Source organism: Corallococcus sp. AS-1-12 (genome assembly GCF_020036995.1).
Lineage (GTDB): Bacteria > Myxococcota > Myxococcia > Myxococcales > Myxococcaceae > Corallococcus.
Genome location: NZ_JAIQDD010000027.1, coordinates 33989 through 46233 on the forward strand (window position 1 = coordinate 33989; position 12245 = coordinate 46233).

Annotated in this window: 9 protein-coding genes; 5 read left to right on the top strand and 4 right to left on the bottom strand. The window is 69.8% G+C overall.

Annotation, left to right across the window (positions count from 1 at the left end):
* The first annotated feature begins 117 nt into the window (after window positions 1-117).
* Entirely contained in the window at window positions 118-1380 is a 1263-nt protein-coding gene (locus tag K8556_RS30980) for an MFS transporter (RefSeq protein WP_223743715.1), read from the top strand.
* A gap of 4 nt (window positions 1381-1384) precedes the next feature.
* Here the strand turns inward: K8556_RS30980 and K8556_RS30985 are convergent, their stop codons facing one another.
* Window positions 1385-2509, bottom strand: coding sequence for a PQQ-binding-like beta-propeller repeat protein (locus tag K8556_RS30985; protein ID WP_223743716.1), 1125 nt, complete (start codon window positions 2507-2509; stop codon window positions 1385-1387).
* A gap of 82 nt (window positions 2510-2591) precedes the next feature.
* Here K8556_RS30985 and add point away from each other — a divergent pair, with 82 nt between their 5' ends.
* Window positions 2592-3755, top strand: coding sequence for an adenosine deaminase (gene add / locus K8556_RS30990; protein WP_223743717.1), 1164 nt, complete (start codon window positions 2592-2594; stop codon window positions 3753-3755).
* A 10-nt stretch (window positions 3756-3765) separates the two neighbouring features.
* A complete protein-coding gene (locus K8556_RS30995; protein ID WP_223743718.1) occupies window positions 3766-4221 on the top strand; it encodes a hypothetical protein in 456 nt (151 codons plus the stop codon).
* A gap of 55 nt (window positions 4222-4276) precedes the next feature.
* Here the strand turns inward: K8556_RS30995 and glgC are convergent, their stop codons facing one another.
* Window positions 4277-5506: a glucose-1-phosphate adenylyltransferase gene (gene glgC, locus K8556_RS31000; protein ID WP_223743719.1), complete on the bottom strand. Its 1230-nt coding sequence runs from the start codon at window positions 5504-5506 to the stop codon at window positions 4277-4279.
* Window positions 5507-5713: 207 nt separating this feature from the next.
* On the opposite strand from glgC, the gene K8556_RS31005 reads away from it, so the two are divergent.
* Both K8556_RS31005 and K8556_RS31010 read left to right on the top strand, forming a co-directional pair.
* Window positions 5714-6595, top strand: coding sequence for a GGDEF domain-containing protein (locus K8556_RS31005; protein ID WP_223743720.1), 882 nt, complete (start codon window positions 5714-5716; stop codon window positions 6593-6595).
* A 5-nt stretch (window positions 6596-6600) separates the two neighbouring features.
* The gene (locus K8556_RS31010) at window positions 6601-6777 is read left to right on the top strand and encodes a hypothetical protein (protein WP_223743721.1); all 177 of its coding nucleotides are present in this window, start codon (window positions 6601-6603) and stop codon (window positions 6775-6777) included.
* Between the two features lie 27 nt (window positions 6778-6804).
* On the opposite strand, the gene K8556_RS31015 is transcribed toward K8556_RS31010, so the two are convergent.
* Entirely contained in the window at window positions 6805-7833 is a 1029-nt protein-coding gene (locus K8556_RS31015; protein WP_223743722.1) for an NAD-dependent epimerase/dehydratase family protein, read from the bottom strand.
* The gene (locus K8556_RS31020) at window positions 7830-12239 is read right to left on the bottom strand and encodes an AMP-binding protein (protein WP_223743723.1); all 4410 of its coding nucleotides are present in this window, start codon (window positions 12237-12239) and stop codon (window positions 7830-7832) included. Before K8556_RS31020 ends, K8556_RS31015 begins: the two co-directional genes overlap by 4 nt.
* Between the last annotated feature and the right edge of the window lie 6 nt (window positions 12240-12245).

The following is a 12245-nucleotide window of genomic DNA, read 5'->3' on the forward strand; positions in this document are numbered from 1 at the left end:
TCCCGGGCCGCCCGGGTGGGCAGGCGTGGAGGATGTCTGTGTTTGCCCGGGCGGCAGTCAGCGCGGGCGCTGGAGTCGTCCTTCCCGCCCGGGCCAGAAGCGGTAGGGTCGCGCGCCATGAACCGCCTCCGGGAACTGCGCTCGGTCCTGAACCTCACCGTCCTCGTGGCGGGCCTGGGCTACTTCGTGGACCTCTTCGACATCACGCTGTTCGGCGTGGTGCGCGTCGCGTCGCTGAAGGACCTGGGCCTCACGGACCCTTCCGACATCTTCCAGAAGGGGCTGTTCATCTACAACGCGCAGATGGCGGGGATGATGGTGGGCGGCCTCTTCTGGGGGCTGCTCGGTGACAAGCGGGGGCGGCTGTCCGTGATGTTCGGCTCCATCCTCCTGTACTCGGCGGCCAACCTGCTCAACCCCTTCGTCTGGGACGTGAACAGCTACGCCGCCTGCCGCTTCCTCGGAGGCCTGGGGCTGGCGGGCGAGCTGGGCGCGGCCATCACCCTGGTCGCGGAGTCCCTGCCCCGGGAGAAGCGCGGCCTGGGCACCACCGTCGTCGCCACGCTGGGCATGCTGGGCGTCGTCGTCGCGGCGCTCGTCGCGCAGCACCTGCACTGGAAGACGGCCTACGTGACGGGCGGCGTGCTGGGCCTCCTGCTCCTCTTCGCGCGCTTCAAGGTGTCCGAGTCCGTCCTCTTCACCCAGAGGGCCGGCCCCGCGAAGGGGAACGCGCTCCTGCTCCTCACGGGGGGCCGCTTCTCCAAGTACCTGGGCTGCATCCTCGTGGGCGTGCCCATCTACTTCACCACCGGCATCCTCTTCGTCTTCGCCCCGGAGCTGACCGCGGGCCTGCACGTGCAGGGCACGGTGACGGCGGGCAACGCCATCCTCTTCGGCAGCGTGGGCCTGACGCTGGGGGACCTGCTGTCCGGCGTGCTGAGCCAGTGGCTCCAGAGCCGCAAGCGCGCCGTGGGCTTCAGCCTGTGCGTCTGGTTCGCGCTGGTGCTGGTGTACGGGCTCGTGCCGGGCCTCACCCCGGCGCTCGTCTACGCGCTGACCTTCCTCATCGGCCTGAGCGTGGGCTACTGGGCGGTGCTCGTCACCATGGCCGCCGAGCAGTTCGGCACCAACATCCGCGCCACCGTGGCCACGTCGGTGCCCAACTTCGTGCGCGGCTCCGCGGTCATCGCCGCCACCGCCTTCGGCCAGCTCAAGGGCTCCCTGGGCGTGGCGCACGCGGCGCTCGCCGTGGGCGCGGTGTGCTTCGTCCTGGCGCTCGCCGCCCTGGCGCGGCTGGCGGAGACCTTCCACCGGGACCTGGACTACGTGGAGTCCGCGAACCGCGAGAGCGCGGACCTCCCCACCGGCTCCGGCGCCTGAGTCCTCAGCCGGGCCGAGGCACCCGCAGGCGCCACGCCAGCACGCGGCCGTCCAGTCCCAGCACGAACACCCGCGCCCCGCGCACCACCGGCCGCGTGCGCAGCGGCGTGTCCGCCCGCACCGTGAAGGCGGGCGTCCAGCCCGGCGCCTTGAGCGCGATGAGGCGTCCCTCGTGGCCGGACGTGGGCACCAGCAGCAGGTCCTCCAGCCCCACCTGCACCCGGCCCACCAGCGGCGAGGGCAGCGCCACCCGCGCCACCTCCCGGCCCTCCGAGGTGGACAGCCCCACCAGCGAGGACGGGCCCGCGCCCACCCACAGCGCGCCCAGCGCCCGCGCGGGCGGCCCCGTCACCCCGTCCGCGAAGCGCTGCTCCCAGCGCGTGCTCCCGTCATTCACCGACAGCGCCAGCACCCGGCCCGGCCGCGTGGCCACGAACACCGTGTCACGCTCCGAGTCCAGCCCCACCACGTCCGTCACCGGCTGGGACCAGCGCGGCTCACCGCTCCGGGCGTCCAGCGCCCACAGCCCCGAGTCGAGCGGCACCACCAGCACGCCCGCCAGCAGCACCGGCGCCGCCCGGAGCCCCGGGGCCACGGACCCCCGCGGCTCCAAGGGTTTCACCGGAGCGGACCCCGGAGCGGACCCCGGAGCTGTCGCTGGCGGAGCCTGTCCCGGTGAGGTCCGCGCCGCGGCCACGGGCGCCGGCCGCTTCCAGCGCTCCTGGCCGGACTCCACCGCCAGGGCGCGGACCGCGCCGTCCGGGGCCACCAGGAAGACGGTGTGGCCCGTGTCGTCCACCACGGGCGGGGTCAGCACGGGCGGCTCGCCTCCCAGGCGCCAGCGCTCCCTGCCGTCCTGGAGCGACAGACAGGCCACCTCGCCCACCACTGTCCCCACGACGACGCTCTCGCCGGCCAGGGCGGGGGGCACCGCCACCTCGCGGCCCAGTCGGGCGGTCCACACCGGCCGGCCCTCGCGGTCCAGGCGCACCACCGCGCCCGCCTCGTTGCCCAGGAGCACCCCGTCCGCCAGGGCCGTGAGCCCCGTCCGGGAGGGCGCATCGCTGGAGTACTGGAAGGCCGGTTCCACCGGCGAGCGCTGGCACGCCATGACCGCCAGCGTCAACATCAGGCAGGTCACCAGGGGCAGGCGTGGACAGGCGCGGGACGGCATGGTTTGGGGAGGATGACGCAAGCGAGGAACTTCGACCATGCCCACGATTCGTGACGACGAAACCCCCAACGCCACCGGCATCCCTTCATCCGCCCGGCGTACGGACATCATCCCGCCCCCCACGCTGGCGGTGACGGAGGAGCTGCTCCACGCGCTCCCCAAGACGGACCTGCACTGCCACCTGGACGGGTCCATGCGGCTGAAGACCATCCTGGAGCTGGCCGAGCAGCAGAAGATCAAGCTCATGGCCGACACCGAGGACGGCCTGGCCAGGGCCATCCACATGGGCCAGGTGTGCAAGAGCCTGGAGGAGTACCTCGTCGCCTTCGACGTGACGCTCTCCGTGCTCCAGACGGCCGAGTCCCTCTACCGCGCCGCCTACGAGCTGGCCGTGGACGCCGCCGCGGAGAACGTGCGCTGGCTGGAGGTGCGCTACTCGCCCGCGCTGCACCTGCAGAAGGGCCTGAAGATGACCACCGTCATCGACTCCGTGCTGGAGGGCCTGCGCGCCGCCAAGAAGGAGACGGGCATCAAGTGCGCCGTCATCGTCTGCGGCATCCGCCACATCAACCCGCAGACGTCCATGCGCCTGGCGGAGCTGTCCGTGGCGTACAAGAACCGCGGCGTCGTGGGCTTCGACCTGGCGGGCGCCGAGGCCAGCTTCCCCGCCAAGGACCACCTGGACGCCTTCCGCCTCATCCTCAAGAACAACGTCAACTGCACCGCGCACGCCGGTGAGGCGTACGGCCCGGAGTCCATCTCCCAGGCCATCCACTCGCTGGGCGCGCACCGCATCGGCCACGGCACCCGGCTGCGCGAGGACGGGGACCTGCTCAACTACGTCAACGACCACCGCATCCCCATGGAGGTCTGCCCGTCCTCCAACGTCCAGACGGGCGCGGTGTCCTCGCTGGAGTCCCACCCGCTCAAGTTCTACTTCGACTACGGCCTGCGGGTGACCATCAACACGGACAACCGCCTCATCACGGACACCACCGTGACGAAGGAGCTGTGGCTGGCCCACCGCAACCTGGGCCTGTCGCTGGAGGACCTCACCACCATCATCGTGTCCGGCTTCAAGAGCGCCTTCCTCCCGTTCCGGGAGAAGCAGGACATGCTGCGGCAGGTGAACCAGGAGATCGCCACCACGCTCGCCGCCTTCGAGAAGCGCCCCGTCGCGGCGATGCGCCAGCCGGCCTGAGGCCCCCGCCATGGACGAGACCCACGACCTCCCCCCAGCGCCGGACTTCAACCCCTCGCGCGCGAAGGCCGCCCAGGAGCTGTCCATCCCCGCCATCCTGATGCTGGTGCTGGCGGGCCTCAGCTTCCTCTACGCGCTGGTGAGCATGGTGACCCCGGTGGACACGCAGAAGCTCGCCAGCTTCTTCGACAATCCGCAGGTCCCCCAGCAGTGGAAGGACGCCGTCACGTGGCTGCTGACCCCCATGGGCCGGGTGGTGACGACCGTGCCCGGGCTGGTGCTCAACGCGCTGGTGGCCTTCGGCGCCTGGCAGATGAAGAACCTGCGCAGCTACGGCTGGTCCATGACGGCCGCCATCATCTGCTGCATCCCGTGCTGCGGCCCGTGCTCCTGCCTGTCGCTCGTGCCGGGCATCTGGTCGCTCATCGTGCTCAACCGGCCGGACGTGAAGGCCGCGTTCCGCTGAAGTCAAAAGCAAGGCGGGCGCCCCGGGAGTGGCTTTCCGGGAGCGCCCGCGGCGCTCAGGTGACCTTCATCCCCTTGGGGATGACGACGACGCCGCCGGACGTGACGTGGAAGCGGCGCTTGTCCTCCACCGGGTCGTAGCCAATGGTCATCCCGGGCGGAATCTCCACGTTCTTGTCGATGATGGCCCGCTTGATGCGGCAGCGCCGGCCGATGGTGACGTTCTCGAAGAGGATGGAGTCCTCCACCTCCGAATAGGAGTTCACCCGCACCTTCGGCGACAGCACGGAGCGGTGCACGTGGCCGCCGGAGATGATGCAGCCCTCCGCCACCAGCGAGTCCGTGGCGGTGCCCACGCGCTTGTTCTCCCGGTCCGCGAAGACGAACTTCGCCGGCGGGTAGTTGTTGGGCTGGGTGTGGATGGGCCAGCGGTCGTTGTACAGGTTGAAGGTCGGGTCCACCTCCACCAGGTCCATGTTGGACTGGTAGTACACGTCGATGTTCCCCACGTCCCGCCAGTAGCCGCGCTCCTTGTCCTCCTGGCCGGCCACCGTGTTCTGGGCGAAGTCGTACACGTACACGGGCTCGTGCTTGTACAGCTCGCTGATGATGGACTTGCCGAAGTCGTGCGCGCTCTTCTCGTCCGCCGCGTCGCGCACCACCTGCTTCACCAGCGTGTCCGTGGTGAAGAGGTAGTTGCCCATGGAGGCCAGGCACATCCTCGGGTTGCCCGGCATGGGCGGCGGGTCCTTGGGCTTCTCCAGGAACTGGAGCATCCGCCCGTCCGGCCCCACGTCGATGATGCCGAACTCGCGCCCCTGCTCGATGGGCACGGGGATGGCCGCCACCGTGCACGCGGCCTTCCGCTCGATGTGGAAGTCCAGCATCTTGCGGACGTCCATCCGGTACACGTGGTCCGCGCCGAAGACGAAGATGTGGTCCGGCTCCTCGTCCGTGATGATGTTGAGGTTCTGGTAGATGGCGTCCGCGCTGCCCTTGTACCAGTCCACGCCGGTGCGCATCTGCGCGGGCACCGCCTCCACGTAGTGACCCAGGAACGCCGTCATGCGCCACGCGCGCGACAGGTGGTTGTTGAGCGAGTCGCTCTTGTACTGGGTCAGCACCTTCATCCGGTACACACCGGAGTTGGCGAAGTTGGAGAGGACGAAGTCGATGATGCGGTAGCGCCCACCGAACGGGACCGCGGGCTTCGCCCGCTCACGGGTCAGGGGCTCCAGGCGCGTGCCCGCGCCTCCCGCCAGAATCATGGCCAGCAGCTTTGACATAGGTAGCGGCCACGTTAGCCCCCGGCCGCCGCCCCACAATGCCCGTCCGGCCCGTGCAAGCCTTTCCGTTGAGTGCCCAACCGGGCGGGGTGGATGGGCGGAAGGCGACCTCCCGGTTTCGCGGCATGTAGGAGGAGGGGCGCAACCTCGTGCGTCCTCTTGGCTTGCGTGGCTTCCCCGGACCTTGCGTGCTAGCGTGGCCGGGCGATGTCTGGCGACCAAACGCGAGTCACCAAGATCTCCAGCCTCACCCCCGGTCCCGAGCGTGGCACCGAGTGCTGCCTCGTGCAGATCCACGGACCGGAGCTGGGCAAGAAGTACGTGCTGGAGGAGTCCGAGTTCACCATTGGCCGGGACCAGCACAACCACATCGTGGTGGACCTGGACAACGTGTCGCGCCGCCACGCGCGCATCTGGAGCCGTCAGGGCAAGACCTACGTGGAGGACCTCCAGTCCACCAACGGCACCTACCTGAACGACCGGGAGGTGCTCCAGGCGCAGCCGCTGCGCAGCGGGGACCTGGTGAAGGTGGGCGGCTCCATCTTCAAGTTCCTCGATGGCGACAACATCGAGACCCAGTACCACGAGACCATCTACACGCTGACCATCGCGGACGGTCTCACCGGCATCAACAACAAGCGCTACTTCCTGGAGTACCTGGAGCGGGAGATGGGCCGCTCGCATCGGTACCAGCGCACGCTGTCGTTGATGATGTTCGACATCGACCACTTCAAGCAGATCAACGACGTCCACGGCCACCTGGCCGGCGACTACGTGCTGCGGGAGATGGCCCAGTCCATCAAGCGGCTGGTGCGCCGCGAGCAGTGCTTCGCGCGCTACGGCGGCGAGGAGTTCGCCATCGTCATGCCGGAGGATGGGCCGGACAAGGCGCGCCTGTTCGCGGAGAAGATCCGCAAGCTGGTGGAGGACAAGCGCTTCATGTTCGAGGACAAGGAGATCCCCGTCACCATCTCCATCGGCGTGGCGGAGGTGGCCTCGGAGATGTCGGAGCCGTCCCAGTTCATCAAGGTGGCGGACGCGAACCTCTACAAGGCCAAGAAGTCCGGCCGCAACCGCGTGGTGGGCTGAAGGCCATGGCGGACTCGGACGGCGGTCCGTCCTTCCTGGCCCGGCTCATCCTCGTGCTGCTGGGCCTGGCCTTCCTGGGCGCCGCCTGGGTGTGGCACCAGAAGGACACGGACCCGAACGCCGCCCGGCTCGTGGAGCGCGTGAGCGGCGGCCGGGTGCACGGCGGCGCGGCGAGCCCGTAGGCCGCCGCGCCATCTCTTCACCGCGCGTCAGGTGCCTTCGCGCGTCTCGGCCAGCCGGCCGCGGGTGCCGGGCAGGTTCCCGGGCGGCATCTTCCCGTAGATGTACTGGACGGTGTCCAGCAGCGTCTCGTGGACGTCGCGCGCCTTGAAGCCCAGCTCGCGCTCGGCCTTGGCGGGCTCCAGGTAGAAGAAGTGCTCGCCAATCTCGACCTCCTGCGGGTCGAGCTTGGACGTGACACCGCGCCACTTCGCCACCTGCTCCAGCAGCTTGCCGCCCCAGATGTTCACCTCGCGCGGCAGCTTCATGCGCGGGGCGGGCACGCCGGTGAGGCGCTGGAGCCGGTCGAAGAAGTCCGACATGGCCATGTTCACGCCCATCAGGTGGCGGCCGTACACCTCGCCCCGGGTGAGCGCCTGCAGGAAGGCGTCCGCCGCGTCGCGCGCGTCCACGAAGGAGATGCCGCCGCCGGGCATGGACGGAATCTCCCGGTTGAGGAACTTCACCACCGTCCAGGTGGAGGACAGCCGGTCATCCCCGGGGCCCATCAGCAGGCTGGGGTTGAGCACCACCAGCGGGATGGAGTGCTTGCGGCAGTACTCCAGCGCCAGCTTCTCTTCGTAGATTTTCGACAGGTAGTAGGGCCAGTGGGCCACGGTGGTGATGGGGTAGTCATCCTCCTCCGTGCCCACGCGGTCCTCCTTCGACACCGCGATGGTGCCGGAGGTGGAGCCCAGGATGACGCGCTTCACGCCCGCTTCGCGCACGTCGCGCAGGAACTCGCGCGTGCAGTCCACGTGCAGCTCGTACATCCGCCGCGCGTCCTTGTTCTGGAAGGAGACGAGCCCCGCCAGGTGGTAGACGGCGTCCACGCCCTCCAGCGCGCGGCGCACGGCGTCCCGGTCCTTCAGGTCGCCCTGGCGCACCTCCGTGTTGGCGAACGCGGGGCCCGACGGCTTCGAGCGCGCAATGAGGCGCACGTCGTGGCCCGCGGCCACCAGCTTGGGCACCAGGTGCGTGCCCAGGAATCCCGTGCCTCCGGTGACGAGCAGCTTCACGCGTCCTTCCCTTCCGGCAGGGCCCGGGCGGGCGGGGTGAAGTCCCGGTCCGCGCCCACCTGCTCCAGGTCCAGCACCTTGCCCGCCCTCAGCGAGCGCACCGCCTCCTCCGCGATGTGCGTCACGTAGCGGTAGCCCTCCGAGCGCGACATGCCCTGCGCCCGGGCCTTCAGCGACGCGTGCTCCAGCGCCGGGCCCACGTGGACCTCCAGCTCCTTCGTCTTCGGGAACATGGAGCCCTTGGGCAGCGCTTCGTACGCGCCGTGGATGTACAGCGGCAGCACGTCCACCCCGTAGGTGAGCGACAGGTAGCCCAGCGTCGGCTTGAACTCCATCAGCTCGCCCGTCTTGGAGCGCGTGCCCTCCGGGAAGATGAGGACGTTGAAGCCCTGCCGGAGCGCCTCGCCCGCCACGCGCAGCGATTCACGCAGCGAACCCTGCCGGTCGATGGGGATGAGGTTGGTGAAGTTCTCGAACCACGCGCGCTTGAGCGGCGTGTCGAAGAAGTAGTCGCGCGCGGCCAGCGACACCAGCCGCTCGCCCTGGTCGCCCAGCACCACGCGCACCAGGCCCGCGTCCAGGTGGCTGGCGTGGTTGGCGATGACCAGGAAGTTGCGGTTCTGCGGGATGAACGTCTTGCCCGTCACCTTCACGTCGAAGACGCCGCCGTAGAGCACCTTCTGCCCGAAGGACAAAAGCTGCCGGCCCAGCGCGGACACCGACTCCGGCACCGGAATCTCCGCCTCCTCCGCGCGCTCAGCCTCCTTCTTGATGTCGCGCGCGCGCGTCTCCTGCGAGGGCCGGCGCCCGGAGGCCACCACCAGCTTGCGCAGGTCCTCCACCGTCTGCACCTGCGTCAGGTCTTCAATGGCGGGCAGCGGCACGCCCGCGCCCTCCAGCGCCACGGACATCTCCGTGAGCATCAGCGAGTCGAAGCCCAGGTCGCCAATGAGCTGCGCGTCCGCCCGCACGTCCGACACGGGGCGGTGGCACACCTCCGCGACGAGCGGGAAGAGCCAGTCCGACACGCCGCCCGTGGTGGGCGCCGCCTGCGCCTTCTCCTTCACGCGGCCCGCGCTGGCCGCCACGCGGTCCAGCCGCTGCAGCTCCTCCACCACGCGCTTGCGCTTCACCTTGCGCGTGGACGTGCGCGGCAGCTCGCCGTCCCAGAAGCGCAGCACCTTCACGCGCCGGTAGAAGGGCATGCCCGCGCTCACCTTGCGGAAGTGCTCCTCCAGCTCGTGGCGGACCTCCTCGCGCGGGCGGTCCTTGAAGTCCGGCACGCACAGGCACGCCACCTTCTCGCCGCCGGCCTCGTCCGGCAGGCCGACGATGGACAGCTCCTTGATGTGCGCGTGCTCCTGGTACAGCTCCTCCAGCTCGTCCGGGTAGACGTTCTTGCCGTTGGCGTCGACGATGACGTCCTTGGCGCGGCCCATGAGGTACAGGCGGCCCTCGTCGTCCATGCGGCCCAGGTCGCCCGTGTGCAGCCAGCCGTCCTTCACCACGGCCTCGGTGGCCTCGCGGTCCCCGAAGTAGCCCGCCATCACGTTCGGGCCCTTGGCCAGCACCTCGCCAATGCCGTCGTTGTCCGGGTTCAAAATCTTGAACTCGATGCCCGGCAGCGCCTTGCCCACCGTGCCCTTCACGCGCTTGTTGGTGGCCTCGGACACCGCCAGCACCGGCGCGGCCTCCGTGAGGCCGTAGCCCTCGCGCATGGTGAAGCCCAGCTCGTGGAAGGCCTGGTGCACCTCTTCCGACAGCGCGGAGCCGCCGGACACCAGCACCTTCACCCGGCCGCCGAACTTGCGGTGCACCGGCCAGAACAACAGCTTGCCCAGGTTGAGCGAGCTGCGGTTGCGCAGCTCCCCGTTGGCCGCCATCAGCGCCTTGAGCGCCTGCTCCACCACCGGCGGGCGCGCGGCCATCTCCTGCGTAATCTTGCGGTGCAGGAGCTGCCAGAGCGCGGGCACGCCAATCATCGCCGTCACGCGGCCCGTCTCGAAGACGTCCCCCAGCCGGTCCGACGTGAGCTCGTCGATGTACGTGATCTCCGCGCCGCGCATGAACGGCGTGAGGAAGCCGGCGGAGAACTCAAAGGTGTGGTGCAGGGGCAGCACGGACAGCACGCCGTCCCCCACGCCCACGTCGAACGCGCCCGCCAGCTTCGCCACCAGCGCCGCGAAGTTGCGGTGGGTGAGCATCACGCCCTTGGGCGTGCCGGTGGTGCCGGAGGTGAAGATGACGCTCGCCACGTCGTCGGCGGCGGCGGACTTCTTCACCGGGCCGATGCGGTCCGGGTACGCCGGGTCGCCCGTCATGGCCTCCGCGAGGCTCGCCACGCCCACGCCCTCGCCCAGCGCGGCGAAGAGGCCGGGGAAGTCCTCCGCGGCCTGCTCGGACACCAGGCACTGCTTCGCGGCGGCGCGCTTCGCGATGTTGACCACCTCCGCCTCGGTGAGCGAGGGGTCCACCGGCACGGCGGTGCCGCCGGCGCGCAGGATGCCGAAGTAGCTGATGGCCCACTCCGGCCGGTTCTCCGACACCAGCAGGACGCGGTCGCCGCGCTTGATGCCCTGGGCCATGAGGTAGCTGCCCACGCGGGCCGCGTAGCGGTGCACCTCGCCGAAGGTGAAGCGCTCCTCCTTCTCCCCCGCGGCCATGCGGAACGCCACCCGGTGGCGGTACGCGTGCACGGTGGCCTCGAACAGCTCCAGCAGGTCGCGGTGCGCGGGGATGGCGGTGCGCTTCTCGCGCTCCTCGTCCAGGCCCGGGAACACCCACTTCTCCAGGCCGGGCAGGTGCGTGCCCAGGAAGTACTCGCGCCAGTCGATGCGGTCCGGCGCCCAGTCAATCTTCGCGCGGTCCGCCGGCACCATGCGCTCGTAGACGGAGCGCGTGTTGTCGCAGCGGAAGACGTAGCGGTTCTCCCAGAGGAAGGGGAGGAACAGGTCGATGAGGCCGGTGAGGCTGCCCGCCTGGGACTCCACCTCGTCCAGCGCGACGCGGGCCTTGTCCATCATCGCCTGCACGCGGGGCGCGCCCCACGCGGGCCGCACCTCGTCCATGGCCTTCTTGAGCAGCTTCGCGCCCTTCGCCAGCATGGGCGCGCTGAGCAACTGGAACTCCTGCTTGCTCACCGGCTGCGGCTCGATGCGCGAGCGCAGCGAGTTGACCAGCGAGTTGCCCGTCTCGCGGTTGCGGTAGAAGCGGCGGCGGTACAGGCCCACCAGCTCCACGGAGCGGCTGGCGAGGAACGGGTTCACGTCACCGGACGCCAGGTTGTAGACGCGGCGCTCCTCCACCTGCATCGCGTGCGCGGTGATGCCCAGCGTGGCGCCCGCCACCTGGTCCACCGGGATGATGTCCAGGATGGCGTGGTCGCCCGCGGGGATGCCGCGCTGGCCCTTGATGCCCGCGTACGCCAGCGGCGCGGACGTGGTGAAGCCCTCGTTCCAGCCGGGGAAGGGGAAGTGCGCCGCGCTCTCCACGATGGAGGGCCGCACGATGGAGTAGCGCAGCCCCGGCGTCCCGGCCATCACCTGTTCGCCCAGGTGCTTGGCGTAGGTGTACGTGTTGGGCCAGCCCCAGTGCTGCGCGCGCTCCATGCCCGCGCGGACCAGCTCGCCGGACAGCCACAGCTTGCGCTCGCGGCCCACGGCCAGGCGCAGCGTCTTCTCGTCGGTGGCGTCGCGGCCCTCCTCCTCCAGGCGGTCCAGCGCCTTCTGCCGGAAGAGGGAGGTGAGCGCCTTGTCATCCGCCTGTTCGCGCAGGCGGGCGACGATCTTCTCCGCGTCCGCCAGCTCCTGCTCCAGGCTGAAGTCGCGCCCGTCCATCTCCTCGTGCTTGGGGAAGTAGCCCAGCACCGGCTCGTCCTCGAAGACGAGCCCGCTGCGGTTGCCCACCACGAACGCGGTGGACATGTGGATGAGCGGCACGCTCCAGCGCAGCGCCAGCGCCACCGCGTTCTTCACGCCGTGGGTGTTGACGTTGAGGCCCACCTCCAGCGACGGGTTGAAGGAGACCAGGCCCGCGCAGTTGACGATGGCGTGCACCTGCCCGGTGAGCGCCTCGACCTGCGCCTCCTCCAGGCCCACGAAGGGGTCGGTGATGTCGCCATCCAGGATGGTGCACTTCGCCTGGATGAACGCCATGGCGCCTTCGTCGCCCAGGCGGTCGCGCAGCGGCTGGAAGGGCTCGCTGGGGGCCACCTTGTCGAAGAAGCGGCGCTCCGCGGACGCGGCGCTGCCCTTGCGCACGATGACGTAGACCCGGTCCAGCACGTCGCCGTAGTGGGACAGCAGCATCGACAGCGTCACCTTGCCCACGAAGCCGGTGGTGCCGACGAAGACGATGCGCTTGCCGGTGAAGACCTCGGTGACGTTCAGCGGGGGAAGCGTGGTCATGTCCGT